General features: G+C 68.0%; 26 protein-coding genes and 1 pseudogene. 20 read left to right on the top strand and 7 right to left on the bottom strand.

What is annotated here, in order from left to right; translation table 11 throughout:
- The first annotated feature begins 1 nt into the window (after position 1).
- The 3 genes from QH168_RS14925 to QH168_RS14915 all read left to right on the top strand — a co-directional run bounded on the left by QH168_RS14925 (position 2) and on the right by QH168_RS14915 (position 2407).
- Positions 2 to 610: a bifunctional 4-hydroxy-2-oxoglutarate aldolase/2-dehydro-3-deoxy-phosphogluconate aldolase gene (locus tag QH168_RS14925; protein ID WP_280235299.1), complete on the top strand. Its 609-nt coding sequence runs from the start codon at positions 2 to 4 to the stop codon at positions 608 to 610.
- Positions 611 to 620: 10 nt separating this feature from the next.
- Positions 621 to 2063 carry a GntP family permease gene (locus tag QH168_RS14920; RefSeq protein ID WP_280235247.1) on the top strand — a complete coding sequence of 481 codons (1443 nt, stop codon included), beginning with the start codon at positions 621 to 623 and terminating at the stop codon, positions 2061 to 2063.
- Positions 2064 to 2251: 188 nt separating this feature from the next.
- The gene (locus QH168_RS14915) at positions 2252 to 2407 is read left to right on the top strand and encodes a hypothetical protein (RefSeq protein WP_280235246.1); all 156 of its coding nucleotides are present in this window, start codon (positions 2252 to 2254) and stop codon (positions 2405 to 2407) included.
- 50 nt (positions 2408 to 2457) lie between these two features.
- On the opposite strand, the gene QH168_RS14910 is transcribed toward QH168_RS14915, so the two are convergent.
- Entirely contained in the window at positions 2458 to 3438 is a 981-nt protein-coding gene (locus QH168_RS14910) for a helix-turn-helix transcriptional regulator (RefSeq protein ID WP_280235245.1), read from the bottom strand.
- A gap of 62 nt (positions 3439 to 3500) precedes the next feature.
- Here QH168_RS14910 and QH168_RS14905 point away from each other — a divergent pair, with 62 nt between their 5' ends.
- From QH168_RS14905 to QH168_RS14855, 11 genes are all read left to right on the top strand, one after another.
- Positions 3501 to 3989 (top strand): pyridoxamine 5'-phosphate oxidase family protein, encoded by a 489-nt coding sequence (locus QH168_RS14905; protein ID WP_280235244.1) that lies wholly within the window; start codon positions 3501 to 3503, stop codon positions 3987 to 3989.
- A gap of 147 nt (positions 3990 to 4136) precedes the next feature.
- Positions 4137 to 4991 carry an alpha/beta fold hydrolase gene (locus tag QH168_RS14900; RefSeq protein ID WP_280235243.1) on the top strand — a complete coding sequence of 285 codons (855 nt, stop codon included), beginning with the start codon at positions 4137 to 4139 and terminating at the stop codon, positions 4989 to 4991.
- 71 nt (positions 4992 to 5062) lie between these two features.
- On the top strand, positions 5063 to 6283 hold the full coding sequence (locus tag QH168_RS14895; RefSeq protein WP_280235242.1) for a cation:proton antiporter: 1221 nt from the start codon (positions 5063 to 5065) through the stop codon (positions 6281 to 6283).
- A gap of 140 nt (positions 6284 to 6423) precedes the next feature.
- Complete coding sequence (locus QH168_RS14890) at positions 6424 to 7977, top strand: MFS transporter (RefSeq protein ID WP_280235241.1); 1554 nt, start codon at positions 6424 to 6426, stop codon at positions 7975 to 7977.
- Positions 7978 to 7984: 7 nt separating this feature from the next.
- Positions 7985 to 8554, top strand: coding sequence for a TetR/AcrR family transcriptional regulator (locus tag QH168_RS14885; RefSeq protein ID WP_280235240.1), 570 nt, complete (start codon positions 7985 to 7987; stop codon positions 8552 to 8554).
- A gap of 94 nt (positions 8555 to 8648) precedes the next feature.
- Positions 8649 to 9707, top strand: a complete 1059-nt coding sequence (argC, locus tag QH168_RS14880) for an N-acetyl-gamma-glutamyl-phosphate reductase (protein ID WP_280235239.1) — start codon at positions 8649 to 8651, stop codon at positions 9705 to 9707.
- Complete coding sequence (gene argJ, locus QH168_RS14875) at positions 9704 to 10921, top strand: bifunctional glutamate N-acetyltransferase/amino-acid acetyltransferase ArgJ (protein ID WP_280235238.1); 1218 nt, start codon at positions 9704 to 9706, stop codon at positions 10919 to 10921. The genes argC and argJ overlap by 4 nt, the downstream gene beginning before the upstream one ends.
- Entirely contained in the window at positions 10918 to 11844 is a 927-nt protein-coding gene (gene argB / locus QH168_RS14870) for an acetylglutamate kinase (protein ID WP_280235237.1), read from the top strand. The genes argJ and argB overlap by 4 nt, the downstream gene beginning before the upstream one ends.
- Entirely contained in the window at positions 11841 to 13049 is a 1209-nt protein-coding gene (locus tag QH168_RS14865) for an acetylornithine transaminase (protein ID WP_280235236.1), read from the top strand. The genes argB and QH168_RS14865 overlap by 4 nt, the downstream gene beginning before the upstream one ends.
- A complete protein-coding gene (gene argF / locus QH168_RS14860; protein WP_280235235.1) occupies positions 13046 to 14032 on the top strand; it encodes an ornithine carbamoyltransferase in 987 nt (328 codons plus the stop codon). Before QH168_RS14865 ends, argF begins: the two co-directional genes overlap by 4 nt.
- A complete protein-coding gene (locus QH168_RS14855) occupies positions 14029 to 14544 on the top strand; it encodes an arginine repressor (RefSeq protein WP_280235234.1) in 516 nt (171 codons plus the stop codon). The genes argF and QH168_RS14855 overlap by 4 nt, the downstream gene beginning before the upstream one ends.
- A gap of 107 nt (positions 14545 to 14651) precedes the next feature.
- Here QH168_RS14855 and QH168_RS14850 read toward each other — a convergent pair whose 3' ends face one another.
- Positions 14652 to 14852, bottom strand: coding sequence for a hypothetical protein (locus QH168_RS14850; protein ID WP_280235233.1), 201 nt, complete (start codon positions 14850 to 14852; stop codon positions 14652 to 14654).
- The gene (locus QH168_RS27715) at positions 14818 to 15105 is read right to left on the bottom strand and encodes an Rpn family recombination-promoting nuclease/putative transposase (RefSeq protein WP_432421099.1); all 288 of its coding nucleotides are present in this window, start codon (positions 15103 to 15105) and stop codon (positions 14818 to 14820) included. Before QH168_RS27715 ends, QH168_RS14850 begins: the two co-directional genes overlap by 35 nt.
- 331 nt (positions 15106 to 15436) lie before the next feature.
- On the opposite strand from QH168_RS27715, the pseudogene QH168_RS14845 reads away from it, so the two are divergent.
- Positions 15437 to 15756: pseudogene (locus tag QH168_RS14845) on the top strand (GYD domain-containing protein).
- A 255-nt stretch (positions 15757 to 16011) separates the two neighbouring features.
- Here QH168_RS14845 and QH168_RS14840 read toward each other — a convergent pair.
- Complete coding sequence (locus tag QH168_RS14840) at positions 16012 to 16191, bottom strand: hypothetical protein (RefSeq protein ID WP_280235232.1); 180 nt, start codon at positions 16189 to 16191, stop codon at positions 16012 to 16014.
- A gap of 232 nt (positions 16192 to 16423) precedes the next feature.
- Between QH168_RS14840 and QH168_RS14835 the strand changes: the two genes are divergently transcribed.
- From QH168_RS14835 to QH168_RS14820, 4 genes are all read left to right on the top strand, one after another.
- Positions 16424 to 17626 (top strand): argininosuccinate synthase, encoded by a 1203-nt coding sequence (locus tag QH168_RS14835; RefSeq protein WP_194997683.1) that lies wholly within the window; start codon positions 16424 to 16426, stop codon positions 17624 to 17626.
- A gap of 328 nt (positions 17627 to 17954) precedes the next feature.
- Positions 17955 to 19376, top strand: a complete 1422-nt coding sequence (gene argH / locus QH168_RS14830; protein WP_280235231.1) for an argininosuccinate lyase — start codon at positions 17955 to 17957, stop codon at positions 19374 to 19376.
- 118 nt (positions 19377 to 19494) lie between these two features.
- The gene (locus tag QH168_RS14825) at positions 19495 to 19818 is read left to right on the top strand and encodes a DMT family transporter (protein WP_280235230.1); all 324 of its coding nucleotides are present in this window, start codon (positions 19495 to 19497) and stop codon (positions 19816 to 19818) included.
- A gap of 140 nt (positions 19819 to 19958) precedes the next feature.
- The gene (locus QH168_RS14820; protein WP_280235229.1) at positions 19959 to 20501 is read left to right on the top strand and encodes a hypothetical protein; all 543 of its coding nucleotides are present in this window, start codon (positions 19959 to 19961) and stop codon (positions 20499 to 20501) included.
- 202 nt (positions 20502 to 20703) lie between these two features.
- Here the strand turns inward: QH168_RS14820 and idi are convergent, their stop codons facing one another.
- On the bottom strand, positions 20704 to 21270 hold the full coding sequence (gene idi, locus QH168_RS14815) for an isopentenyl-diphosphate Delta-isomerase (RefSeq protein ID WP_280235228.1): 567 nt from the start codon (positions 21268 to 21270) through the stop codon (positions 20704 to 20706).
- Positions 21271 to 21435: 165 nt separating this feature from the next.
- Here idi and QH168_RS14810 point away from each other — a divergent pair, with 165 nt between their 5' ends.
- Positions 21436 to 24381, top strand: coding sequence for an acyl-CoA synthetase (locus tag QH168_RS14810; RefSeq protein WP_280235227.1), 2946 nt, complete (start codon positions 21436 to 21438; stop codon positions 24379 to 24381).
- A gap of 121 nt (positions 24382 to 24502) precedes the next feature.
- On the opposite strand, the gene rffA is transcribed toward QH168_RS14810, so the two are convergent.
- Positions 24503 to 25642, bottom strand: a complete 1140-nt coding sequence (gene rffA, locus QH168_RS14805; protein WP_280235226.1) for a dTDP-4-amino-4,6-dideoxygalactose transaminase — start codon at positions 25640 to 25642, stop codon at positions 24503 to 24505.
- A complete protein-coding gene (locus tag QH168_RS14800) occupies positions 25639 to 26751 on the bottom strand; it encodes a glycosyltransferase (RefSeq protein ID WP_280235225.1) in 1113 nt (370 codons plus the stop codon). The genes rffA and QH168_RS14800 overlap by 4 nt, the downstream gene beginning before the upstream one ends.
- Positions 26752 to 26786 lie beyond the last annotated feature (35 nt).

Raw genomic sequence — 26786 nt, 5'->3', positions numbered from 1 at the left:
CATGGACATCATCCGGGCCGATCGAGTGCTGACCGTGGTGCGCGCACCACGCATACCCGACCCTCTCGCCCTGGCGACAGCATTGGCCGACAACGGCATTCGCGCCATCGAACTCACCTTCACCACACCCGACGTGCTGGACTGTCTGCGCGCGGCCGACTCCGCATCGACGGCGGTCCTCGGCGCGGGCACCGTGCTCAGTGGTGTGCAGGCCGAGGCCGCGATCGACCACGGTGCGCGGTTCCTCGTCACACCGGGTGTGCGCGCGGATGTGGCCGATATCGGACAGCGGCGGGGGATACCCGTGGTCATGGGCGCTTTCACGCCGACCGAGGTCATGCAGGCGCTCGATCTCGGCGCGGCCGCGGTGAAGATCTTCCCCGCCAAGGCGCTGGGCCCCGGCTATCTGAAGGACCTGCGTGGCCCGTTTCCCGATGTGGAGCTGATCCCGTCCGGTGGCGTCAACGCGGGCAATGCCGCGCAATTCCTGGCGCAGGGGGCCGTCGCCGTCACCGCGGGCACCGATGTGGTCGCGCCCGCCGATGTCGCCGAGGGCAGGTGGGCCGAGATCGGTTCGCGTGCCGCGTCATTCGTTCGATCCATGAAGTGAGAGGTATGCCATGGGCGCCACCGTCGACTGGCTGCGCACCACCACACCGGGTCTGCTGGTGCTGTGTGGGCTGGCGATCGCCGTACTGCTGATCGCCATCATCAAGGTGAAGCTGGAGCCGTTCATCGCGCTCCTGCTCACCGGCCTCGGGCTCGCCCTGGCGGCCGGGTTACCCGTATCGGAGATCGTCGGTTCGGCGCTCACACCCGGTGAGTCCCTGCTGGAGACGGGTTTCGGCGGCATCCTCGGCCATATCGCCGTCATCATCGGACTCGGCACCGTGCTCGGCGCGATCCTGGAACGATCCGGTGGCGCCGATGGGCTCACCGGAAAGCTGCTCAATCTCTTCGGTGAACGTGGTGCACCGGTCGCCATGGGCCTGCTCGGCCTGATCTTCGGCATCCCGGTGTTCTTCGATATCGGTGTCTTCGTACTCGCGCCGCTGGTTTATGTCGCGGCCAAGCGCGGCGGACGTTCCCTGGTGCTGTACGCGATGCCGATGGTCGCCGGTCTGTCCATGACGCATGCGTTCCTGCCACCGCATCCCGGCCCGGTCGCGCTGGGCGGACTGTTCGAGGTGAGTCTCGGCTGGCTGATCCTGATGGGATTCATCTGCGGCATACCGGGTTTCATCGCCGCGGGCCTGGTGTGGGGCACCTACATCGGTAAGCGGGTGCAGGTGTCGGTGCCGGACGAATTCCTGGTCCGCCCGCACCCTGCCGCCGGTGACGGGCCGGGCGCCCTACAGGAGACCGGCGCGGTGCGCACCGAGACCCAGCCACCGTCGGTCGCCACCATCGCCGCGATCATCGCGGTCCCACTGGTACTCATCCTCGGCGCCACCTTCGGCAGCCAACTGTTGGAGGAGGGCACCGGGCTGCTGTCGGTACTCACCTTCCTCGGCACGCCCGCCGTGGCGCTGCTGATCACCGTGCTCATCGCCTTCTCTGTGCTGGGCGTGCGTCGTGGTGCGACGGTGCAGGAACTCAGCGCCATCACCGCCGAATCGCTGCGCCCGGTCGGCATGCTGCTGCTCGTGGTCGGCGCTGGTGCGTTCTTCGGCAAGGTCATCTCCGCCACCGGTATCGGCACCGCACTGGCCGACACCATGTCGGCGGCCGGGCTCCCGGTGATCGTGCTGGCCTATCTCATCAGCTGCGGACTGCGGATCGCGCAGGGCTCGGCGACCGTCGCCATCGTCACCACCGGCGGTATCGTCGCGCCGCTGGTGGCGGGCGGCGACTATTCGCAGATGGCCGTCGCCCTGATCGCCATGGCCATCGCCGCCGGGTCCATCGTGCTCAGCCACGTCAACGACGGCGGGTTCTGGATCATCCAGAAATACTTCGACATGACCGTGAAGCAGACATTGCAGACCTGGACGGTGCTGGAAACCGTGCTGTCGGTGGTGAGTTTCGCGGTCGCGGCGGTGTTGTTCACGATCTTCGCGTGAACCCGGCCGCGGTCCATGCCGCACGATGACGCGACGCGCCCCGGAATCGGCTTCCTGTTCCGGGCCGAGGGAGGCGATTCGACCGAGTATTACGCGCAGCTGATGGAGCGGCTCGGCTACTGCGCCGCCGAACTCCGGTGTGCCGACGGCGGCGGCGATCTTTCCCCGGCGATCTGTCGATCCGGGCGATGGCCGAGGAACAGCACACCATCGTGCGGTGGACCGAATTGGACCGTGGCGGGCATTTCGTGGCCATGGAGGTGCCGGATCTGCTGACCGGGGATGTCAGGGAGTTCTTCGGTTCCCTGCGCCGATCAGGGCGAATTGCGCGACGGGCGCTGTAGGAGGGCCGCTGTCTCGTCCGCGTACAGCGGCCGACCGGGCGGTGGCCCACTCATGCCGGGTCGGTGCCGCCGTACCGCGCATGCATCCCGGCCGCGGTCGCGGCGAGACGGGCGCGTAGTTCGGGCGGGTCGAGGACCTCGGCGAACTCACCCAACGGCAGCAGGCCGGTCGCCAGCACCTCCCAGGACTCGGAAGGCAGGGTCAGTTCGACCCAGCCGTCCGAGTCGGGTGGACCGGCCGTGGCCAGCGCCTCGGTGACGGCCGCCGGATCGTTGCCCAGACGCAGCAGGTTCAGGTGGGCGTGCGCGATCCGGCAGCGCGCCCGGACCCGCAGCATGGAACGCGCGAACTCGTCGGCCGCCTCCGCCCAATGCGCGGAAAGATCGAAATCATCTGGGCGGTCGAAGGTTTCGCCGGTCGGGACGGCGGATTCGATGCGCCCGACGCGATAGGAGCGCACCGCCGTGCCCTCACGCGCCACCAAATACCACGTGCCCGCCTTCGATACGAGACCGAGCGGGTCAAGGGTGCGCTCGACGGTGCGGTCCTTGCGTACATAGCGCACCGCAAGCCGGCGGTCGTGCCAGAGCGCGTCGGCGACGGTGGCCAGGGTCGGGGTTTCCTCCGGGCGATGGAACCAGCCGGGCGCGTCGATGTGCACGCGGTCGGCGATGCGGGTGGCCCGGCCGCGCAGTTCCGGTGGCAGCGCGGCGAGAACTTTGAGCTGCGCGGTCGCCAGTACGGTGCCGAGGCCGAGATCGGCGGCCGCGCCCGGCAGCCCGGCCAGCAGGACCGCATCGGCTTCGTCGCTGGTCAAGCCGGTGAGGCGGGTGCGATAGCCGTCGACAAGCTCCACCCCGCCCGCCCGGCCGGGTTCGGTGTACACCGGCACACCCGCCGTCGACAGCGCCTCGATATCGCGGTAGATCGTGCGCACCGATACTTCCAGTTCCCGCGCCAACTGCGGCGCCGTCGAACGGCCCCGCGTCTGTAGCAGCAACAACAGCTGCACCAACCGGCTCGCGCGCATGACCGACAGACTATCCAGCAAACCTGACAGCAGGTGTCAGCAATAGCTCGTACCGTCGAGATATGACCACATGGAGCCAGTTCACCGAAGAAGCGCCACGGATTTCCACGATCTTTCTGCGGCGGCACAAGGCCACCGGCAATCTCTGCATGCTCGGCACGCTCCGCTCCGACGGCTTCCCCCGGATCAGCCCGGTCGAGCCGATGATCTTCGAGGATCAGCTGGTGATCGCGGGCATGCCGAACACCACCAAGTTCAAGGATCTGGCCCGCGATCCCCGCTTCTGCCTGCACACCGCGACCGTCGACACCAATGTCTCCGATGGCGACGCCAAACTGTTCGGCCGGGTCACCGATATCACCGACCGCACCGTGCACGCCCGTTTCGCGCAAAAGCTGTTCGACGACAGTGGTTTCGATATCCGCGACGAAGAGTTCGACCACTTCTTCGTCGCCGATCTCACCTCGGCGTCCTCGGTCGAGGTCGGTAACGATGTCCTCGACATCACCATCTGGAAGCCGGGCGAGGGGGAGCGCGTCGTCCACAAGTGAGCCGTCACTCACCCGGTCGCGCCGAGGGCTTCGGTCGGCTGTGATCGGCCGAAGCGGGGTCCGAATACGCCGGCCGGCGGTAGCATCCGTTGGCATGGCCGGCGCATCGGAGCCGGCGGGGGATGGGCGACGAGGCAAGGATGCCGAATGACCGACACCACATCGGTACTCGAGGTCACCGAACACACCGTCGACGGGGTGCGCTGCGCGGTCTACGACAGCGGCCCCACCGATCGTGGGGAGGCCGTGGTGTTCGTGCACGGCAATCCCGGCCCCATGGACGACTGGGCCGAACTCGCGCCCGAGATCGCGCGGTTCGCGCGGGTGATCGCCATGGACATGCCGGGTTTCGGACGATCGGAGCGGCCACCGTCGTTCGATCACAGCGTGGCCGGGCACGCGCGCTTCCTCGGTCTGCTGCTCGATCAGCTGGGCGTCGAGCGGGCGCATCTGGTGCTGCACGATTTCGGCGGACCGTGGGGGATGCGGTGGATGCTGGACAACCCCGAGCGGCTGGCCAGCCTCAGCGTGATCAACTGCGGCGTCCTCGACGGCTACCGCTGGCACCGCTACGCCAAGATCTGGCAGACACCGGTCCTCGGCGAACTGTTTCAGCTGATGAGCAACCCGCGCGCCATGCAGATCGCGCTCAGCCGCGACAATCCGCGGCCGATCCCGCGCTCCTATGTCGACCGCGTCGGCCGCTACGCGGACTGGGCCCATAAACGGGCGGTGCTGCGGCTCTACCGCAACTCCCGTGATCCCAGCCGCGCCTTCCCGGAGAAGGACTCCGGCCTGTCCGCCGAGGGCCTGCCGGTCTGCGTGATCTGGGGCGACGGCGACCCCTACATTCCGGTGCGTTTCGCCGATCAGCAGCGAACCTTCTTCCCCGACGCCGAGATCCACATTCTGGAAGGTCTCGGGCATTGGCCGTTCGTCGACGATCCGCAAGCGGTTCTCGCGCCGTTGGCGGCGTTTCTGCGCAAGCACGTCGGGGCGTGACGAGCCGCCTCGTCGTGGCGCGCGGGATGTCGAAACCCTGATCGGCCGCGGCACCGTGTCACGATGACCGGATGATCCTGGCCGAGGCCGCCGACAGCGCGAGCACGTCGCCGATCGTCTCGCTGTTCTGGATCGCGGCGGCGGCCGTCGCGGCGCCGCTCATCGCACGTCTGCTGCGCGGCTATGTGCCGGATGTGGTGATCCTGCTGCTGTTCGGTGTGGTGCTCGGCCCGCATGCGCTCGGCCTGGCCGATTCCGGTGGTGGTGTGGATCTGCTCAGCGAACTCGGTGTCGGCATGCTGTTCCTGCTGGCGGGCTACGAACTCGATCCGCGCCTGCTCGGCGGAAAGCCCGGTCGCACGGCCTGGTTCACCTGGTTCGCCGGGCTGCTGCTGGCGATGTTGTTGGTGACCCTCGTCGCCCGCGACGCGTCTTTCACGGCCCTCGCGGCGGTGGCCATCGCGATGACATCGACCGCGTTGGGCACGTTGCTTCCGATCGTCAAGGGACTCGGCGTCCTCGACACGCAGCTCGGCCGCGCGGTCCTCGCCCACGGCGCGGTCGGCGAACTCGGTCCGGTCGTCGCCATGTCGGTCCTGCTGACCAGCCGCAATGTGGGCGCCGCGATCGTGGTGCTGCTGTTGTTCGCGATCGCGGCCTGTCTCATCGGCTTCGTGCACCAGCGCATCCTGGACCGAGTGCCCGCGGTCGGCCGGTTGCTGACCGATATGTCGGCCGGTACCGCGCAATTGCCGGTCCGGGTGGTGTTCCTGCTCCTGCTGGTGCTGATGACGCTGGCCGACGAGTTCGGGCTCGATGTCGTGCTCGGTGCGTTCGCCGCGGGCATCATCCTGCGCCGGCTGGTGGGCGGACAACGCCCGGAGATCGGGGAATCGCTCGAGACCATCGGATACGGCGTGCTCATCCCGATCTTCTTCGTCGTCTCCGGTATGAGCATCGACGTCGCCACGGTCGCCGCGGCACCGGTCACCTGGGCGTTGTTCGTCGTATCGATCGCGGTGGCCCGCGGGGTGCCGGTGTGGTTCAGCGAACGCTTCGTCCAGCACGGCGCCAACCTCACCGAACCACATGAGCGTGTGCAGCTGGCCCTCTACGCCGCGACCGGCCTGCCGATCATCGTCGCCGTCACCCAGGTCGCGACCAGTACCGGACTGCTCGAACAACAACTCGCCTCGACCATGGTCGCCGCCGGGGCGACAACGGTACTGCTGTTCCCGCTGCTGGCGCGCTGGGCCGGGACCCGTGGCGCGAAGCCCGCCACCACGAGCTAGCCCGAGACGACACCGCGCGCGTTCGGCAGTGGAGCGGCCGCGAAAGCCGCCGGGAAAGACCGCCATATGGTAACCATTGCTCCTCAATGTTGAACGATGGTACAAATAGTACGTTGGTTCAACTATTTGGGAGAAGTGAGATGGACGCAGAGCTGTCTTCGCGTGCCGATCGGCGGCCCTGGGCAGGCCTCGCGGTCTTGGCGTTGCCGACCGTGCTGTTGGGACTCGACGTGACGGCGCTCTATCTCGCCGTGCCGAACCTGGCCGCGGACCTGCGGCCTACCGCGACGGAGACGTTGTGGATCATGGATGCCTACGGATTCCTCATCGCGGGGTTTCTGATCACAATGGGAACGCTGGGTGATCGGATCGGGCGCCGCCGCCTGCTGCTGATCGGTATGGCCGCCTTCGGCGCGGCCTCGGTCCTGGCGGCATTCGCCCCCAGCGCCCTGTGGCTGATCGCGGCGAGGGCCTTGCTCGGCGTGGCCGGGGCGACGCTGATGCCATCCACACTGTCCCTGATCAGCACCATGTTCACCGATGCCGGGCAGCGGGCGATGGCGATCGGGGTGTGGGCCACCATGTTCGCGCTCGGCATGGCGGCGGGGCCGGTGGTGGGTGGAATCCTGGTCGCCCACTTCTGGTGGGGCGCGGTCTTCTTGCTCGCGGTGCCCATCAGTGTGGCGGTACTGATCGTGGCGCCAGTGTTGTTGCCGGAGTATCGAAGTGATGCCCCACGTCTGGACCTGCGTAGCGTCGCGCTGTCACTGGCGGCGATTCTTCCGATCGTCTATGCGATCAAACATGTCGCCGCACAGGGTGTGGATGCCACGGCCCTGGTCGCGGTACTTCTCGGTGGTGGTTCGACGATCGTGTTCATTCGCCGTCAATTGCGTCTGCGCGAACCGCTGCTGGATGTCGGGCTCTTCGCGAACCGGGCCTTCTCGGCCGCATTGACCGTGCTGTTGATCGGACTGGTCGGCTTCGGCGGGATGATGTACCTGGTCACCCAATATCTACAGCTGGTCGAAGGTCTCTCACCGCTGATGGCCGGGTTGTGGATGGGGCCACCTGCCCTCGCCATGCTGATCGGCGGGATCGGGGCCCCGGTGATCGCCGGTCGTCTCGCACCGGGCATCGTCATGGCCGCCACCCTGGCCGTGTCGTTGATCGGATACGTCCTGCTCGCCTTCGCCGGGGCCGACGACACGCCGCGTGTGGTCGTCGGCTTCGCCCTTCTCTATCTCGGCCTCGGCGTCATCGCCGCGCTCGGCACCGACATCGTCGTCGGCGCGGCACCGCAGAAGCGATCCGGATCGGCCGCGGCATTGTCGGAAACCGTGCAGGAGCTGGGGATCGCTGCCGGGGTGGCGCTGTTGGGCAGCCTCACCACGGCGATCTATCGAGCGGCGGTCGAGACTCCGTCCGATCTGTCTCGCTCAGCGGCCGAGTCGTACGTCGACAGCCTTTCCGACGCCGTGTCCGTCGCGCAGCAGCTGCCGGACACCGCTCTCCACCACGCCAGGGACGCATTCACCAGCGGACTCAACACCGCCGCGGCCGTCGCGGGTATCGCCATCGCGGCGGCCTCGGTCGCATGCTTGACGATGCTGCGCGACATTCGCCCGATCGGCGCCGCCGATCCCGAGGCGGAGCCGATAGCCTCGACTCGCAGCAGCGGCGAGGATCGGTGAGAGGGTCATGGTGGTGGAACAGGAGACGGTCGATGGCCGCAAGATGCGCGGCCGACGCCGCAGAACCCAGATCATCGAGGCGACACTCGCGATCGTCGATCGCGACGGCGCCGCCGGTGTGACCCACCGGACCGTGGCCACCGAGGCCGGGATCACCACCAGTCTGACCCTCTACTACTTCGCCACCCTGGACGACCTGCTGGTGGCGGCCCTGACCAGCGTGACCGACGCCTATACACGGCGCATCCGCCACCTCGTGGACGCCTCCGACGACCCGGTGGCCGGGCTCGCCGAGATCATCGCCGAATCCGGCGGCCTCGGACGGCAGCGCGCACTCGCCGAACGCGAACTCTCGACGCTGGCCGCGCGCCGCCCCGCGTTGCGCCCCGCCGCCCGGAGCTGGCGGGAGAGCGTCGCGGAACTCGCCCGGAGGCAGACCGACGATCCCGACGCGGTCGAAGCGTTCGTCGCGCTGTGCGATGGACTGTGCACGGCCATCCTCCTCGGTGACCGCGAAGCCGACGTGGACCGCATCCGTGCTGTGCTCCGCGGCGCGCTACCGCGCTCCAGGTCGTAACTCGGCGCGCTTCCCCGCGATCACGGCTCGATGTACTGCCCGGAAATCTCCTACCGCCCGTGAATGAGCTTGCATGGTCGTGCATAATCATCACATGGTTGATTCCTCGGACGGATCCGTCGTGCGGGTCGCGGTTGCTGGTGCGAGTGGGTACGCGGGCGGCGAAGTGCTGCGCCTGCTGCTCGGTCATCCGGAGTACCGAACCGGGCGCCTCGTCATCGGGGCGCTCACCGCGGGATCGAATGCGGGCACCCGGCTCGGCGCCTTGCAGCCACATCTGCTGCCGCTCGCCGATCGCGTCCTCGCGCCGACCACGGTGGAAGAGTTGGCCGGTCACGACGTGGTCTTCCTCGGCCTGCCGCACGGGCAGTCCGCCGCGCTCGCCGAACAACTGCCGGACTCGACGATCATCATCGACTGCGGCGCCGACTTCCGGCTGACCGATGCGCAGGCCTGGGAGAAGTACTACGGCACCCCGCACGCGGGCAGCTGGCCCTACGGTCTGCCCGAACTGCCCGGCGGCCGCGACCGGCTGCGCGGCGCCACCAGGATCGCGGTTCCCGGCTGCTATCCGACCGTGGCCAGTCTGGCGCTGGCACCCGCGATCGCGGCGGGGATCATCGAGCCGAACGTCACCGTCGTCGCCGTGAGTGGCACCTCCGGCGCCGGCCGCAAACTCGACGTCGGCCTGCTCGGCTCCGAGGTCATGGGCTCGGTCCGCGCCTACAGCATCGCGGGCGCGCACCGGCACACCCCGGAGATCGCGCAGAACCTCGCCGCCGCCGGCGGCACCGACGTCACCGTCTCCTTCACCCCCGTGCTCGCGCCGATGCCGCGCGGTATCCTCGCCACCTGCACCGCACCGGTCCGGGTGGACGCCGCCGAAGCGCGCGCCGTCTATGAAAAGGCCTATGCGGACGAACCTTTCGTGCAGCTGCTGCCCGAAGGTGTACTGCCGCAGACCGGCGCGGTGCTCGGCTCCAATGCCGTCGCCCTCCAGGTCGCCATCGATGCGGCCGCCGGCCTGCTCGTGGTGATCGGCGCGGTCGACAACTTGACCAAGGGCACCGCGGGCGCCGCGGTGCAATCGATGAATCTGGCCCTCGGAATCGACGAGACCGCAGGGCTTTCCACCGTAGGAGTGGCACCGTGACGACATCCGACACCGCCGAGGGCACACTGATCCGCACCCAGGGGGTGACCGCACCGCTCGGATTCCGCGCCGCGGGCATCGCCGCGGGGATCAAAGCCAACGGCAACCCCGATCTGGCGCTGGTCTTCAACGAGGGACCGGAGTACGCGGCGGCCGGTGTGTTCACCAGCAACAAGGTCAAGGCCGCGCCCGTGCTGTGGTCGCAGCAGGTGTTGACCTCCGGTGCGCTGCGCGCGGTCATCCTCAATTCCGGTGGCGCCAATGCCTGCACCGGGCCGGGCGGCTTCCAGGACACCCATCGCACCGCCGAGGAACTGGCCACCGCACTGAGCAATTGGGGCACCGAGACCGGCGCGGGCGAGATCGCGGTCTGCTCCACCGGCCTCATCGGCGACCGGCTGCCGATGGACAAACTCATCCCGGCCGTCACCGAGATCGTGCACGAGATGGGCGGCGGCATGTCCGGCGGCACCGACGCCGCCTACGCCATCATGACCACCGACACCGTGCCGAAAGAGGCGTCGTTCCACCACCGGAACAAGTGGAACGTCGGCGGGATGGCCAAGGGCGCGGGCATGCTGGCGCCGTCGCTGGCGACGATGCTGGTCGTGCTCACCACCGACGCCCATGCCACCGCCGAACAGCTGGATCAGGCGCTGCGCAAGGCCACCAGGCTCACCTTCGACCGGCTCGACGTCGACGGCTCCTGCTCCACCAACGACACCGTGCTGCTGCTGGCCAACGGCGCCAGCGAGGTCGCCCCCACCCAGGACGAACTCGACGCCGCCGTGCTCGCCGTCTGCGACGATCTGGCCGCCCAGCTGATGGCCGACGCGGAGGGTGTCACCAAACGGGTCACCGTCACCGTCACCGGCGCCGCCGACGAGGACGAAGCCCTCATCGCGGCCCGCGTGGTCGCCCGCGACAGCCTGGTCAAGACCGCGCTGTTCGGCTCCGATCCGAACTGGGGCCGGGTGCTGGCCGCCGTCGGCATCGCACCGATCACCCTCGACCCGAACCTGATCTCGGTGTCGTTCAACCGACATCCGGTCTGTATCGACGGAATGGGCGCGCCCGGCGCCCGCGAGGTCGACCTGTCCGGCGCCGATATCGAGGTGCTCATCGATCTGCGGATCGGCACGGGCACCGCGAGCATCCGCACCACCGACCTCTCGCACGGGTACGTCGAAGAGAACTCGGCCTACAGCTCATGACCACCGAGATCCTGCACAGTCTCTCGGCGCTGGACAAGGCGCATGTCCTCGCCGACGCGCTGCCCTGGCTACAGAAGTTCCGCGACAAGATCGTCGTCGTGAAGTACGGCGGCAACGCCATGATCGACGATCGGCTCAAACGTGATTTCGCCGCCGATATGGCCTTCCTGCGCACCGTCGGCGTGCATCCGGTGGTGGTGCACGGCGGCGGACCGCAGATCAACGCCATGCTGAAGCGCCTCGGTCTCACCGGTGAGTTCCGCGGCGGGTTCCGGGTCACCACACCGGAGATCATGGATGTGGTGCGGATGGTGCTGTTCGGTCAGGTCGGGCGCGAACTCGTCGGGCTGATCAATGCGCACGGACCGTACGCGGTCGGCATCTCCGGTGAGGACGCGCATCTGTTCACCGCCACCCGCCGCACCGTCGACGTGGAGGGCGAACCCACCGATATCGGCCTGGTCGGCGATGTGACCGAGGTGAACCCCGCCGCGGTCCTCGATCTCATCGACGCGGGCCGCATCCCGGTGGTCTCCACCATCGCCCCCGACGCCGACGGCGTGGTGCACAACATCAATGCCGATACCGCCGCGGCCGCACTGGCCGAGGGCATCGGCGCGGAGAAACTGGTGGTCCTCACCGACGTCGAGGGCCTCTACACCGACTGGCCGGACCGTTCCTCGCTGACCTCGGCGATCGACGCGGCCGCGCTGGCGGAGTTGCTCCCACGCCTGGATGCGGGCATGGTGCCCAAGATGGAAGCCTGTCTGCGCGCGGTGAACGGTGGGGTGCCCAGCGCCCACGTCATCGACGGACGCGTCCCGCATTCGGTGCTGCTGGAGCTGTTCACCGGAGAGGGCATCGGAACCATGGTGACCCCCGCGTCGCCCGGGGCAACGAGCGAAAACGGAGCCGGAGCATGAGCACAGCGGAATGGCAGCAGCGGTGGTCGGCCGCCCTGATGCACAACTACAAGACACCCGACATCGTGCTGGTGCGCGGCGCGGGCGCGGTGGTCTACGACGCGGACGGCAATCGCTACGTCGATTTCCTCGGCGGGATCGCCGTCAACAGCCTCGGCCACGCCCATCCGGCGATCCTGGAGGCGGTCACCCACCAGCTGGGCACCCTCGGACATGTCTCCAACATCTACGGCAACGAACCGGTGATCGAACTGGCCGAACGCCTGCTCGACCACTTCGGTGACGGTCGTACCGGTGACAGCAAGGCGTTCTTCTGCAACTCCGGCACCGAGGCCAACGAGGCCGCGTTCAAGATCGCCCGGCTCACCGGACGGCGCAAGATCATCGCGTGCGAGGAGGCCTTCCACGGCCGCACCATGGGCGCGCTCGCGCTGACCGGGCAGCCGTCCAAGCGGGCGCCGTTCGAACCGATGCCGCCCGGTGTGGTGCACGTGCCCTACGGTGACGTCGCCGCACTGGAGCGGGTGGTCGACGCCGATACCGCCGCGGTCTTCCTCGAACCGATGCTGGGAGAGAGCGGTGTGGTGGTGCCGCCGCTGGACTATCTGGTGCGAGCCCGTGAGATCACCGCGAAACACGGTGCGCTGCTGATCCTGGACGAGGTGCAGACCGGTATCGGGCGCACCGGCAAGTTCTACGCCCACCAGTCGGTCGGCATCGTCCCCGATGTCATCACCCTGGCCAAGGGCCTCGGTGGTGGTCTGCCGATCGGTGCGGTGCTGGCCACCGGAAAAGCCGCCGACCTGCTCACCCCCGGCCTGCACGGCACCACCTTCGGCGGTAACCCCGTCTGCGCGGCGGCCGCGCTGGCGGTGCTGCGCACCATCGACGAGCAGGGTCTGCTCGCGCATGTCGAATCGCTGGGCAAACGACTCAGCGACGGGATCGAACTGCTCGAGCATCCGCTGATCGATCATGTGCGCGGCGCCGGACTGCTGATCGGCATCGCCCTCACCGAGAATGTCGCCGCACAGGTCGAGGCGCGGGCGCGGGCAGCGGGCTATCTGGTGAATCCGGCCAAGCCGAATGTCATCCGGTTGGCGCCGCCGCTGGTGCTCACCGAAACCCAATCCGACAACTTCGTCGCCGATCTGCCGGAGATCCTCGATCTCGCCGCAGCCGACGCGAAGGGAGCCTCCGCATGACGCTGTCCGATTCCACCCCGGTGAACGGCGCCACGCCCACCGCCGCCCTCGTGCGACATTTCCTGCGCGACGACGACCTCACACCGTCCGAGCAGGCCGAGGTGCTCGCGCTGGCCGCCGAACTCAAGGGCGCACCGTTCGCGCGTCGTCCACTGGAGGGCCCGCGCGGAGTCGGGGTGATCTTCGAGAAGAACTCCACCCGCACCCGGTTCTCGTTCGAGTTGGGTATCGCCCAGCTCGGCGGGCACGCCGTGGTCGTCGACGGCCGCGACACCCAACTGGGCCGTGAGGAAACTCTCGGCGACACCGGTCGGGTGCTGTCCCGGTATGTCGACGCCATCGTCTGGCGCACCTTCGAGCAGACTCGGCTCGACGAAATGGCCGCGACCGCAACGGTTCCCGTGGTCAATGCGCTCTCGGACGAGTTCCATCCCTGCCAGGTGCTGGCCGATCTGCTCACCCTCACCGAACATCTCGGGCCATTGACCGGCCGCAAACTCGCCTATTTCGGCGACGGCGCCAACAATATGGCGCATTCGCTGCTGCTCGGCGGCGTCACCGCGGGCCTGCACGTCACCATCGCCGCGCCCGAGGGTTTCGCACCGCTGCCGTGGGTGGTGGAGGCCGCGCGGGCCCGCGCCGCCGAGACCGGGGCGAGCGTCACCCTCACCGACGATCCGCGGATCGCCGCCGAGGGTGCGGACGCGCTGGTGACCGATACGTGGACGTCGATGGGGCAGGAGAACGACGGCCTCGACCGGATCGGGCCCTTCCGCCGCTTCCAGATCAACGGCGGCCTGCTCGCCAAGGCGCAGCCGAACGCCGTGGTGCTGCACTGCCTGCCCGCCCATCGCGGTGAGGAGATCACCGACGAGGTGCTCGACGGCCCGCGCAGCGTGGTCTGGGACGAGGCCGAGAACCGCCTGCACGCCCAGAAGGCGCTGCTGGTGTGGCTGCTGGACAGACAGAGCAGCCGACGATGAGCGTGCCCACTTCCGACACCGGCGCCCCGGGTCCGGCCACGGCCGCGACCCGGGCCGGTCGGCAGTCGCGCATCGTCGCACTGCTGTCGGCGCATTCGGTGCGCAGCCAAACCGAACTCGCCGCCCTGCTCGCCGCCGAAGGCATCGAAACCACCCAGGCCACCCTCTCGCGTGACCTGGACGAACTCGGCGCGGTGAAGCTACGCGCCGCCGACGGCGGCGCCGGAGTGTATGTGGTCCCCGAAGACGGCAGCCCCGTCCGCGGCGTCACCGGCGGCACCGGCCGCCTGTCGAAGTTGCTCGGCGACCTGTTGGTCTCCACCGACGCCAGCGGCAACCTCGCCGTCCTGCGCACCCCACCCGGTGCCGCGCACTTCCTCGCGAGCGCGCTGGACCGGGCGTCCTTGCCCTACATCGTCGGCACCATCGCCGGTGACGACACCATCGCGGTGATCGCCCGCGAACCGATGACCGGAGCCGAACTCGCCGCCGAGATCGAGCGCCTGGCGTAACCCCACTGCCACCGCGCCCGGCCTCTCTTCCCGCTGACTGACGCGCTCGTGTCGCCTCAACGACCTGCCCGTTGTCATCGGGACCCGCCCACACGAAAGAGCGGGCGCTACCCGGCAAACATCTCGTCGGCGGATGCCGCCGTCAGCACCTTCGTAGTCCAACCACGGACCACGGCAGGTTCCGCCGACCGCACCCGGTCGACCACAGCGGCGGGCAAGGGCCCGAACTTGGCGGTCATGAGTTCGATCAGAGCCTCGGCGCGGCCGCGTGCTTCACCGCGCGCTTCGATTCGTTCGGCTGTGGTCATGAGGGCCTCCTTCGCTCGTGGTCCGAGCTGCTCGAATACCGACGCAAGGGTCGGGTGCGGTAGAGCAGGTCGCTGTAGCGGGAGCGGAGCTCGGGGTGACGAAGCTTCCCGATTGCAGCTCCAACCCGGACCAATCGATGTGGGCACTGATCTCGGCGGGTAATACGGCCCGCAACTCGCTCGCCGCGTTGTCGGGACGGGCCATGACATGCCGGAAGTAGGCATCGTGCGAGTTGGACCGGGACTCGACCATTCGGCGAAGCTACACCCGGCTACCGACAGGTGGCGAAATCGGTTGCGGTGAGGGGCGGTTGAACCGAGGGATCTGATCTGTTCAGACGCAGGTCGGCCGATCGGAGCGCGAATCCGAGAGGTGTGTCGCGTCGGCCGAACCCGATAGGCAACAGCCGATGCCGGTGATATCGCCAAGGCCTCATCGCGCTCATGACTGAGCGCTGGTATCACCGGCGTCACGGTGCCGCATCAGTGGTGTGACGGCATCGTCGCAAGCCCGCAGGGGTAAAAGCTGGGACCTAGGGTCGGGATTGGTCGAGATCGTCCTGTGAGTAGAAGGAGGCGTCGCGATGCCGAAGTACTTGTGGCGGGTCAGCTATACCCAGGAAGGGGCTTCGGGGTTGCTGGCGCAGGCGGCAGTGTGCGTCGGGCGGCCATCACGGAGATGGTCGAGAGTGTGGGCGGACATGTCGACGCCTGCTACTTCGCGTTGGGTGAGGATGATCTGTTCGTGATCGGTGATGCTCCCGACGAGGTGTCGGCCGCCGCACTCGCCATCCGCACCGCCGCGTCCGGCGCCGCGATATCGCACACCGTGCCGTTGCTGACGCCCGAGCAGGTCGACGAGGCCGTCGCGCGAGAGGTTACGTACACGCCGCCGTCCAGCTAGAGGTTGCTCGGTCGGCGGTGCCGGAAATCCGGACCTTCCGGCCGCCCTGGCTATTGGCGCGATCATGATCTGGCGGTTTGCGCAGCGGCGATGGCGCGTCGACATGGGCTGGGTATCGGCCCTGCGACTGGTGGGGGGGTAGGGCAGTGGCTGATGGCGAATCGGAACCTCATCGCCGCGCGGAGATGCGGCGGGCGCGAGCCACCCCCGACCGGCCGAGCCCGCGTGCTCGGATCCGACGGCCGGTCGCCGGGATCAGTAGTTCTGGCCGGGCGGATACTCGGAGAAGAACTGCTGTAGCAGCGGCGTCGCCACGTCGAGCCCGTGTTTGGCGAGACCGAGGGCGGCGTTGCCGAGGTTGATGACCACGAAACCGATGACGTCGCGGTTCTGTTCGGCCAGGTCCCGGAGTGGTTCGATGATGTTGGTGAACATGGTGTCGATCCTTCGGCGTCGAGGCGGATGGACAAGGCTCACACTTCCACAGTGGCGAGGCGGGGCCAAGGCTCTTCGGGCAGAATCTGTGCAGGCAGCGGCCATCGCAACCCCGGTTGTGAATGAGATTGCATCATCATGCATAATCATTTCCAGGCGCGAGCCGTACCGGCGACCAGCAAGCTGCTCACCGCAGCCGCGCAGACCCACACAGACTTAGGAGCACCAGATCATGTCCGATCGCGTCGTACTCGCCTACTCCGGTGGGCTGGACACCTCCGTGGCCATCAGCTGGATCGGCAAGGAGACCGGCGCCGAGGTCGTGGCCGTGGCCATCGACCTGGGTCAGGGCGGCGAGGACATGAACGTGGTGCGTCAGCGCGCCCTCGACTGCGGCGCCGTCGAGGCCATCGTGGTCGACGCACGCGACGAGTTCGCCGACGACTACTGCCTGCCCACCGTGCAGGCCAACGCCCTCTACATGGGCCGCTACCCGCTGGTGTCGGCGATCAGCCGCCCGCTCATCGTCAAGCATCTGGTCGAGGCGGCCAAGTTCCACGGCGCGAGCACCGTCGCGCACGGCTGCACCGGTAAGGGCAACGACCAGGTGCGCTTCGAGGTCGGCATCGGCGCGCTCGCGCCCGACCTGAACGTCATCGCTCCGGTCCGCGACTACGCCTGGACCCGCGAGAAGGCCATCGCGTTCGCCGAGGAGAACGCGCTGCCGATCAACGTCACCAAGAAGTCGCCGTTCTCCATCGACCAGAACGTGTGGGGCCGCGCCGTCGAGACCGGCTTCCTCGAGGATCTGTGGAACGCGCCCACCAAGGACGTCTACGACTACACCTCCGACCCGACGGTCAACTTCGAGGCGCCCGACGAGCTGATCGTCACCTTCGAGCGCGGTGTGCCGGTCGCCATCGACGGCCGCCAGGTCACCGTGCTCGAGGCGATCGTCGAGCTGAACAAGCGCGCGGGCCGCCAGGGCGTCGGCCGCCTCGATATGGTCGAGGACCGGCTCGTCGGCATCAAGAGCCGTGAGATCTACGAGGCGCCGGGCGCCATCGCCCTCATCGCCGCCCACCAGGAGCTGGAAGCGGTCACCATCGAACGCGAGCTGGGCCGCTACAAGCGCCAGGTCGAGCAGCGCTGGGGCGAGCTGGTCTACGACGGCCTGTGGTTCTCCCCGCTCAAGCGTGCGCTGGATGCCTTCGTCGGCGAGACCCAGGAACACGTCTCCGGCGATATCCGGATGGTGCTGCACGGCGGCAATGTGGTGGTCAACGGCCGTCGCAGCGAACAGTCGCTCTACGACTTCAACCTGGCCACCTACGACGAGGGCGACACCTTCGACCAGTCGCTGGCCAAGGGTTTCGTGCAGATCCACGGCCTGTCGTCGAAGGTCGCCGCGCGCCGGGATCTGAACCAGAAGTAGTTCGCGCGGTGCGGTGTGCCGGTGTATCCGGTGCACCGCGCACGCGATCGTCGGCTGCGCGTCACCGGGCCGGATCGTCGCGCCTTGTCCGGGTACGCGGTGTACTGCGGCGATGCTCTTCACGGTGCGCCACCGTGGTGCGCTGAGAAGCCGTGCAGCGCTGTACCCGGCTCGGCGTGAACTCTGTGTTCGGCGGGTGTCGCACCAGTGCCGATCGCAGTGTCCGGCAGACACCGCATCGCCGCCGATCCAGTTCGGCCGGTTACCGTAGCCCCCGACGTATCAGGCGGCCCGACACCCGAGATCCGACCCGAGGAGACAGCACACCATGACGCAGAGCGGCGCAACCAACGAAGGGGCGCTCTGGGGTGGCCGGTTCGCGTCCGGTCCCGCCGAGGCGATGGCCGCGTTGAGCAAGTCGACGCATTTCGACTGGGCGTTGGCGCCGTACGACATCCGCGCGTCCAAGGCGCACGCGCGTGTGCTGCACAAGGCGGGACTGCTGTCCGGCGATGACCTGGACGGCATGCTCGCCGCCCTCGATCAGCTGGCCGCCGATGTGGCCTCCGGCGCTTTCGGCCCGGCCGAATCGGACGAGGACGTGCACGGAGCCCTCGAACGCGGCCTCATCGAACGCGCGGGCACCGAACTCGGCGGTCGCCTGCGGGCCGGTCGGTCCCGCAACGACCAGGTGGCGACCCTGTTCCGGATGTGGTTGCGTGATGCCGTGCGCCGGGTCGCGGCCGGACTGCTCGAGGTGGTCGACGCCCTCGTCGCGCAGGCCGCGGCGCATCCCGATGCCGTCATGCCCGGTAAGACCCATTTGCAGGCAGCGCAGCCGGTGCTGCTGGCACATCAACTGCTGGCACACGCGCATCCGCTGCTGCGTGATGTCGACCGGCTGCGCGATTTCGACAAGCGCGCCGCCATCTCGCCGTACGGCTCGGGCGCGCTCGCCGGTTCCTCGCTGGGACTCGACCCGGAGCAGATCGCCGCCGATCTCGACTTCGACGCCGCCGCGGCGAACAGTATCGATGCCACTTCTGCCCGTGATTTCGCCGCCGAAGCCGCGTTCGTGCTCGCCATGATCGGGGTGGACCTGAGCCGGATGGCCGAAGAGGTCATCATCTGGAGCACACCGGAATTCGGGTACATCACCCTCGCCGACGCATGGTCCACCGGCTCGTCGATCATGCCGCAGAAGAAGAACCCGGACGTCTCCGAACTCACCCGCGGCAAGGCCGGTCGCCTGATCGGCAACCTCACCGGCTTGCTGGCCACCCTCAAGGCGCAGCCGCTGGCCTACAACCGGGATCTCCAGGAGGACAAGGAGCCGCTGTTCGATTCGGTGGCCCAGCTGGAACTTCTGCTGCCCGCCATCGCCGGACTCGTCTCCACCCTCACCTTCCACACCGACCGCATGGCCGAACTCGCCCCGGCCGGTTTCACCCTCGCCACCGATATCGCCGAATGGCTGGTGCGCCAAGGTGTTCCGTTCCGGGTCGCGCACGAAGCCGCCGGTGGTTGCGTACGCGCCGCCGAATCCCGCGGCGTCGGCCTGGACGAGCTGACCGACGACGAGTTCGCCGCCGTCGACCCGGCTCTCACCCCGCAGGTCCGCGAGGTGCTGACCGTCGCCGGATCGATCGCTTCGCGTAACTCACGCGGCGGCACCGCTGGCGTGCGGGTCGCCGAGCAGTTGGACGAGGTCCGCGCCGCCGCGACCGCCGCGCGCGCCTGGCTCGGCTGAGGTCACGCAAGCCGTACTTCCTCGGCCGGGTAGGCCGGCAGCTGATACTGCTGCGTACGAGCCGGATTCGTGACGGGGGAGTGGGGGCCATTCGCGCCGGTATCGCTACTGTGCGCCCATGACGTTCCTGTTTCTCGCGTTGGCCATCGTCTCGGAGATCTCGGCGACCGTATCGCTGAAACTGTCCGAAGGTTTCACCAAGCTGGTGCCGTCGATCGTGGTGGTCGTCGGATACGGCGCCGCATTCCTGTTCCTGTCGCAGGCGTTGAAGCGGGGAATGGCGGTCGGGGTCGCGTATGGCATCTGGTCGGCGGTTGGGGTGGCGGCGGTGGCCGTGATCGGGGCGTTGTTCCTGGACGAGCGGCTCAGCCTGGTGCAGGTCGGCGGAATCGGATTGGTGATTCTCGGCGTGGTCGCGTTGGAACTCGGTGGGGCGCGCTGAGTGCTAATAAATCCAGATACGTAGATATGCGCATCAAACTATTTATCCCTGATGATGCCGTCGGATCACCGGAAGACGCATCGAACGTGGTTAGACTCCGGATCGCACTGTCTTGTCCCGTAAGGCGATAGGGAGTTCGCATGAACCGTCGATATGCCGCGGTCCTGGTCGTATGCGCCGCACCGCTACTGTTCACCGCCTGTAGCGACGATGCCTCCACCGACTCGCCGACGACCACCACGCACGCCGTCACCACGACCCGGTCCGCGGCAACCCCGGACAACCAGGGCACAACGGTCGCCCCGACCTCGCCGCCCGCACCCACCTCCGGCCAGCGCGGCGCCGACGGCTCCACCGGCAACAACCTCACACCGGAGTATTGTGCGCGCAATCAGGACCCGGGCTGCCCACTCGGCAGTTACGTCGGCCCCGACGCCATCCCGAACCCCAATGGTGACGGTTCGTACGTGCCGTGTGAGGGCACGATCTGCACCAACCCGAACCATGGTGCGGGCCCGAATCCGGAGGAGAACGGCGGCCACACCATGCCGAACCCGAACGGTGACGGCAGCGTCGTGCCCTGTGAGGGCACCATCTGCACCAACCCCAATCACGGTGCGGGCCCCGACCCGGAAGGCGGCAGTGGTCAGCCGACGCCGACCTCGGATGGTGGTGGCAGCTGACTGTCCTGCTGAGGCGGGGCAGCAGGCGGGCAGTACCCTCTGCTCGCTGCGAGGCGGCTGACCGAGACGCGCGCCCCGGGCGCGCCCTCGACGGCCGTCCCGGCGCGGAGGAGTGTGCGGTAGCCGCGGTGGCTTGTATCGGGCTCGCGGAAATTGCGCCATGGTCGGGGGTGCGGAACGGCTTCGAAGTCTGCCGTCGCGCTCAGGTGGGGCGCTGAACTCGCGTCGTCGCGATATCGAGCACACCTTTCAACCATGGGCTGTACTGCTGGGGATCCTCGGTGAGCGCCGCACGCAGCTGCACCGGATCGACCCAGGCGTAATCGGCGACCTCGGCGGGATGGGGATGGGGTGTGGTGTCGTCGAGCCGTCCGATGAGCACGTGGTCCCATTCGTGCTCCACCCGCCCGGAAGTCGGGTCCTCGGCGTGATAACGGAACACCCCGGCCTCGGTGAGGGTGGCGCGCACGCCCATCTCCTCGATCAGCCGGACCCCGGCGGCCTCGGTGACCGAACCGCCCGGCGCGGGATGTCCGCAGCAGGTATTCGACCAGCGGCCGGGGAATCGGGTTTTGATCTGGGCGCGTTGCTGCAACAGCACGCGCCCGGCGCGATCGAACAGCAGCACGGAGAATGCGCGATGCAGCAGGCCCGGCGCTCGATGTGCCTGCGCCACCTGGCACGAGCCGACCGCGCGCCCCTCGTCGTCGACGAGTTCGACGTCCAGGGTCTCGCGGTCGATCAGCGGGTTGGCGAGAGTGTCGGTCACCAACCCACCATATCTGCGGCATTTCCGCCGTCCCTGCTCACAGCGGTCCATGATGGAACATGTCACAGCAGACGCATGATCGAGGCGCGATATGGGAAGCTCGTTCGAACACATCGGGGTGTGTGATGGGCGTCACGTTTCATTGGGTAGGGCCGGGAGCGGATCGTGAAGTTGAGTGTGCGAGAGATGGCCGGATCGGTGCAGCGGTTGATGGCGACCGCGCAGAACGGTCTGGAGGTGATCCGTTTCGGCGGGCTGAGCCATGACGTGGAGTCGTCGCCGTTCGAGGTGGTCGAGCGCCGCCGCATGTATCGGCTGCGCCACTACTTCCCCGACGACACCACACCGGGCCGTCCGGTCGCGGTCCTGGTGCCGCCACTGATGGTCAATGCCGATATCTGGGATGTGAACGCCGAAGGCGGCGCGGTCGGCATTCTGCACAATGCCGGGATCGACTGCTGGGTGGTCGATTTCGGTTCACCGGCGAGCGAGGAGGGCGGCTGGGAGCGCGATCTGGCCGATCATGTGCTCGCGGTCGACAGCGCCATCGACACCGTCTGCGAGGCGACCGGCGCCGGTGTGCACCTGATGGGCTATTCGCAGGGCGGCATGTTCGCCTATCAGACCACCGCCTTCCGCTACGGCAAGGGCGTGTCCAGCATCGTGACCTTCGGCAGCCCGGTGGATATCGTTGCCGGGATGCCGTTCGGCCTGCCCTACGGTCTCGCCTCCGACGTCGCCGATTTCCTGGCCGACCATGTGGTGACCAGGCTGCCGATCACCGATTCGATGGTGCGTATCGGCTTCCAGATGCTCGATCCGGTGAAGACGGCGAAATCGCGGATCGATTTCCTGCGTCAGCTACACGACCGGGAGGCGTTGCTGCCGAAGGAACGTCAGCGCCGCTTCCTCAACAGCGACGGCTGGGTCGGCTACGCGGGCCCGGCGGCGGCGGATCTGCTCAAACAGTTCGTCGCGCACAACCGGATGATGCTCGGCGGTTTCGTGATCCGCGATCAGCCGATCTCGCTCGCCGAACTGAAATGCCCGATCCTGGCGTTCGTGGGCGAGGTCGACGATATCGGTCAGCCCGCCGCGGTGCGCGGTATCGTCCGCGCCGCACCCAATGCCGAGGTGTACGAGGCGACGCTGTTGGCCGGTCATTTCGGTCTGGTCGCCGGCAGTGTCGCCACCAATCGCACCTGGCCGATGGTGCGCGACTGGATCGGCTGGGTCGACGGCAGTGCGGCGCTGCCCGAGGACATCACGCCGATGGCCGAGCATGTCGACAGCAACCGTCCGCGCACCGCGACGACCCGCGTCGTGCACACCGCCGCCGCATTGGCCGAGGCCGGTACCGGGATGGGGCGCGCACTGGAAGACATCGCGGGCAGCACCGTGCGCGGGTCGCTCGAGTTGGCGGGCGAGGCCGCGCGTGCGCTGCCCAGGTTGACGCGCCTCGGCATGATTCAGCCGCACACCCGCATCTCACTCGGCAAGCTCATGGCCGAGCAGTGCAAGCGGGCACCGCTGCGGGAATGCTTCCTGTTCGACGACCGGGTGCACACGAATGCGGCCGTGGACGTCCGGATCGACAATGTGGTGCGCGGTCTGATCTCGGTCGGTATCCGGCCCGCGACGCGTGTGGGCGTCGTCATGGAGACCCGCCCGAGCGCCCTGGTCACGGTGGCCGCGCTGTCGCGGCTCGGTGCCGTCGCGGTGCTGCTTGCGCCGGGGAGCGAACTGCGCAGCGCGCTGGAACAGACCGGGACCAAGACCTTGATCTCGGACCCGGAGAATCTGCGCCATGCCGCGGCGACCGGCCAGCGGGTGCTGGTGCTCGGCGGCGGCGACGCCCGCGGCCTCGATATCGCGCAGAGTGAGGACGTCATCGATCTGGAACAGATCGATCCGGCGAAGGTGCGGCTGCCCGCCTGGTACCGGCCGAATCCGGGCCGGGCGCGGGAACTGGCGTTCGTGCTGGTCACCGGCACGGGCAACCGGTTGGAGATCAAATACATCACCAACCACCGGTGGGCGCTGTCGGCCTTCGGCACCGCCTCGGCCGCCGATCTGGACCGCCGCGACACCGTGTACTGCCTGGCGCCGCTACACCATTCGTCGGGTCTGCTCGTCAGTCTGGGCGGGGCCATCGCGGGCGGTAGCCGGATCGCGCTGGCGCGGTCACTGGATCCGGCGCGCTTCGCCGAGGAGGTGCATCGCTACGGCGTCACCGTGGTCACCTACACCTGGACGATGCTGCGCGACATCCTCGACGCCCAGGTCTTCCCGGTCGGCCATCGGCATCCGATCCGGCTGTTCATCGGCTCCGGTATGCCCGCCGGATTGTGGCGGCGCACCACCGAGCAGTTCGCGCCCGCCCGAGTGCTCGAGTTCTATGCCTCGATCGAGGGCGATGTGGTGCTGGCCAACGTGTCGGGCACCAAACCCGGCTGCAAGGGCCGGCCCGTCCCCGGCACCGCACGGGTGGAGCTGGTGGCCTACGACCCGGTGACCGAGCAGATCGAGGTGGACGAGTCGGGTTTCGCGCGCCGCTGCGCCGATAACGAAGTGGGCCTGCTGATCGGGTCCGCCTCCGAGGGTGTCGACCTCTCACGGGGCGGTCTGCGTGGTGTGTTCACCGCGGGCGATTCGTGGATGCCGACCGAGAATCTGTTCCGCCGTGACTCCGACGGCGACTACTGGCTGGTGGACCGCACCGATACCGTCATCCACACACCGCGTGGCCCGGTGTACACCCAGCCGATCGTCGACACCCTCAACGACGTCACGGCGGTCGATATGGAGGTCGCCTACGGTCTCGCCGTCGGCGACCGGACGTTGGCGGTGGCGGCGGTGTCGGTACGCAATGGTTTCCGACTGGAACCCAAGGACGTCACCGAGGCCATGCGGGCGCTGGACGCGCGGCAGCGACCCGATCTGGTGTACGTGGTGGACGAGATTGCGCGCAGCTCGTCCTATCGCCCGTCCACCCGCGCCGTCCAAGCGGCGGGCAGGCCGCAGCCCGGACCGGAGACCTGGTGGTATGACGCGGAGACGGAGTCGTACGAAGTGCTGACGGAGTCGGCCGGGCGCGAACTGCTCGACTGAGTGATCGGTCCGAGGCGGTGCGCCCGCCTCGGACGTCACCGGTGGTGGCCCGGATGCGGAGGTCGCCTACGGTCACGGGTCGGTCAGTACGCGGCCCACCACACCTCGCAGCCGCCGGTCCTCAGACCGTGAACGCGGTCACCGCGTCGACGACCCGCTCGATCTGCGCGGTCTCCAGCATCGGCCACAGCGGCAACCGCACGATGGTCGCGGAGAATTCGGCGCTGCGCGTGCATGGCACCGGGGTGCGGCCGTATTTCAGCCCGGCCGGACTGGAATCCAGTGGCACGTAATGGAACGGCGCGACGATGCCGCGGTCGGCGAGATGCCGGATCATGCTGTCGCGGGTGTCCTCGGTGGGGGTGCGCAGGTAGAACAGGTGCGCGGTGTGCTCACGTTCGGCGGGCACGTGCATCAGCCGGATATCGTTGCGGCGCGCCCATTCCGGCAGCGCCGCCGCGTAGGCGTTCCATACGCGATGGCGTCCGGCCTGGATGCGGTCGAATTCGGCCAGCTGCGCATCCAGTACGGCGGCATTGAGTTCGCTGGGCAGATAGCTGGATCCGATGTCCTGCCAGGAGTATTTGTCGACCTGGCCGCGCAGGAACCGGGCCCGGTCGGTGCCCTTCTCCCGGATGATCTCCGCGCGGCTCATCAGGATCTCATCCGAGAGCAGTAGCGCGCCGCCCTCACCGCAGTGCACGTTCTTGGTGTCGTGAAAACTCTGGGTGCCCAGTGTGCCGATGGTGCCGAGGGTGCGTCCGCGCCAGGTGCCGCCGAGGCCGTGCGCATTGTCCTCGATGATGGCGAGCCCGTTGTCGGCGGCGATCTCGAGCAGCGGCCCCATCTCGGCGGCGACACCGCCGTAATGCATCACCAGCACCGCCTTGGTCCTGGCGGTGACCGCCGCGGCCACCGCCGCCGGATCGATATTGCCGGTCGCGGGGTCGATATCGACGAACACGCAGGTCGCGCCGCGCAGTGCGATGGAGGTCGCGGCGGAGGTGAAGGCGAAACTCGGCACGATGACTTCGTCGTCGGGCGCCAATTCCAGCAGCAGCGCACCCAATTCGAGTGCATGGGTGCACGAGGTGGTCAGCAGTGCGTGCGGGCTGCCGGTGAGAGCTTTGATCTTCGCGGTCGCGGCCTTGGTGAACCGGCCATCGCCATGGCTGTGGTCGGAATCCAGGACCGCGCGCAGATTCTCCCATTCGGCCGTGGCGCGGTAGGGCCTGCTGAAGATGACCCGGTCCTCGCTCACCGCACCGTCGCCTTGGCGGTCACGGCGTCCGAGGTATCCGGGGTAGCGGCCGCGCGCCGCCGCGGGGTGGGCGATTCGACCGTGAGATACAGCGGTCTACCGACCAGAATATGCAGCGCGACACCGAGATATTCCGCGATCAGGCCCAGGGAGAACAGCACCGCACCCGAACACAGCAGCAGGACGACGATGATCGACGCCCAGCCCTCGGGATCACCGTTATCGCTGGTCAGAGCCGTATAGATGATGATCGCGGCCAGCACGCCACCGGCCAGTGCCAGTGTCACGCCGAGCAGGCTGACCAGCCGCAGTCCGCGGGTGCCGGTGCACAGCACCATCTTCCAGAACAGCGAGAACAGCCGCCGATAGTTGTAGCCGGACTCCTCGCGCCCCTCGGCGCGCAATGCCACCGGTACCGACACCGTCGTGCCGACCACCCAGGTGAGCGCGACATCGAGGTACACGCCATTGGCGGCGACCTGGGCGAGCTGACGGCCGATATCGCCGCGGATCAACCGGAAGCTTTCGAACCTGGTCGAATCGGGGAACGCGAACACCGTCGCGAGCACGATCTTGGCGCTGCGTGAGGTGAGGTTGCGCAGCAGACCGTGCGGGCGGGTGTTGGTCGGCTTGGAGTAGACGAGGTCGGCGCGGCGGGCGAGCGCGGCATCGAGGAATGCGGCGATACAGCCCGGATCGTGCTGGCCGTCCTCGTCCATGGTGACGATCCATTCGCCGCGCGCCTCGGCCATACCGGCGATGGTCGCCGCGTCCTGACCGAAGTTGCGGCTCAACCACACGACTCGTACCTGCGGGTAGTCGCGGCGCAACTGTTCGAGCACGACATCGGAGCGGTCGGGGCCGTGGTCGTGGACGAGGACGATGTCGTCGATGACGAAGGCGGTGCCGTCGGGTGTGCGCGTCGGCCCCGACAGCTGGTCGAGTTCGCGGACCAGCGCGGCGATAGTGTGTTCACCCCGATACACCGGCACCACTACCGATATCGAGTGTGTTTCGGCGTACGTCGAATCCGATTCCCGAGCAGACACGGCGGAAACCGGAAGTGCAGGTGTCGGCCCCGAGGAAGCTGGCCTGGGTGGAATCGGCATTGGCGAGATCGACTTTCGATGACGGTGCGCGTGCC

The organism is Nocardia cyriacigeorgica, assembly GCF_029868385.1.
In the GTDB taxonomy this organism is placed as follows: Bacteria; Actinomycetota; Actinomycetes; order Mycobacteriales; family Mycobacteriaceae; genus Nocardia; species Nocardia cyriacigeorgica_F.
This window is presented reverse-complemented; position numbering and strand designations above follow the sequence as displayed.

Excerpts from the sequence above, each read along its gene's own strand:
- QH168_RS14925 (WP_280235299.1), top strand. The coding sequence starts at position 2 with ATGGACATCATCCGGGCCGATCGAGTGCTGACCGTGGTGCGCGCACCA.
- QH168_RS14920 (WP_280235247.1), top strand. The coding sequence starts at position 621 with ATGGGCGCCACCGTCGACTGGCTGCGCACCACCACACCGGGTCTGCTG.
- QH168_RS14915 (WP_280235246.1), top strand. The coding sequence starts at position 2,252 with ATGGCCGAGGAACAGCACACCATCGTGCGGTGGACCGAATTGGACCGT.
- QH168_RS14910 (WP_280235245.1), bottom strand. The coding sequence starts at position 3,438 with ATGCGCGCGAGCCGGTTGGTGCAGCTGTTGTTGCTGCTACAGACGCGG.
- QH168_RS14905 (WP_280235244.1), top strand. The coding sequence starts at position 3,501 with ATGACCACATGGAGCCAGTTCACCGAAGAAGCGCCACGGATTTCCACG.
- QH168_RS14900 (WP_280235243.1), top strand. The coding sequence starts at position 4,137 with ATGACCGACACCACATCGGTACTCGAGGTCACCGAACACACCGTCGAC.
- QH168_RS14895 (WP_280235242.1), top strand. The coding sequence starts at position 5,063 with ATGATCCTGGCCGAGGCCGCCGACAGCGCGAGCACGTCGCCGATCGTC.
- QH168_RS14890 (WP_280235241.1), top strand. The coding sequence starts at position 6,424 with ATGGACGCAGAGCTGTCTTCGCGTGCCGATCGGCGGCCCTGGGCAGGC.
- QH168_RS14885 (WP_280235240.1), top strand. The coding sequence starts at position 7,985 with ATGGTGGTGGAACAGGAGACGGTCGATGGCCGCAAGATGCGCGGCCGA.
- argC (WP_280235239.1), top strand. The coding sequence starts at position 8,649 with ATGGTTGATTCCTCGGACGGATCCGTCGTGCGGGTCGCGGTTGCTGGT.
- argB (WP_280235237.1), top strand. The coding sequence starts at position 10,918 with ATGACCACCGAGATCCTGCACAGTCTCTCGGCGCTGGACAAGGCGCAT.
- QH168_RS14865 (WP_280235236.1), top strand. The coding sequence starts at position 11,841 with ATGAGCACAGCGGAATGGCAGCAGCGGTGGTCGGCCGCCCTGATGCAC.
- argF (WP_280235235.1), top strand. The coding sequence starts at position 13,046 with ATGACGCTGTCCGATTCCACCCCGGTGAACGGCGCCACGCCCACCGCC.
- QH168_RS14855 (WP_280235234.1), top strand. The coding sequence starts at position 14,029 with ATGAGCGTGCCCACTTCCGACACCGGCGCCCCGGGTCCGGCCACGGCC.
- QH168_RS14850 (WP_280235233.1), bottom strand. The coding sequence starts at position 14,852 with ATGACCACAGCCGAACGAATCGAAGCGCGCGGTGAAGCACGCGGCCGC.
- QH168_RS27715 (WP_432421099.1), bottom strand. The coding sequence starts at position 15,105 with ATGGTCGAGTCCCGGTCCAACTCGCACGATGCCTACTTCCGGCATGTC.
- QH168_RS14840 (WP_280235232.1), bottom strand. The coding sequence starts at position 16,191 with ATGTTCACCAACATCATCGAACCACTCCGGGACCTGGCCGAACAGAAC.
- QH168_RS14835 (WP_194997683.1), top strand. The coding sequence starts at position 16,424 with ATGTCCGATCGCGTCGTACTCGCCTACTCCGGTGGGCTGGACACCTCC.
- argH (WP_280235231.1), top strand. The coding sequence starts at position 17,955 with ATGACGCAGAGCGGCGCAACCAACGAAGGGGCGCTCTGGGGTGGCCGG.
- QH168_RS14825 (WP_280235230.1), top strand. The coding sequence starts at position 19,495 with ATGACGTTCCTGTTTCTCGCGTTGGCCATCGTCTCGGAGATCTCGGCG.
- QH168_RS14820 (WP_280235229.1), top strand. The coding sequence starts at position 19,959 with ATGAACCGTCGATATGCCGCGGTCCTGGTCGTATGCGCCGCACCGCTA.
- QH168_RS14800 (WP_280235225.1), bottom strand. The coding sequence starts at position 26,751 with ATGCCGATTCCACCCAGGCCAGCTTCCTCGGGGCCGACACCTGCACTT.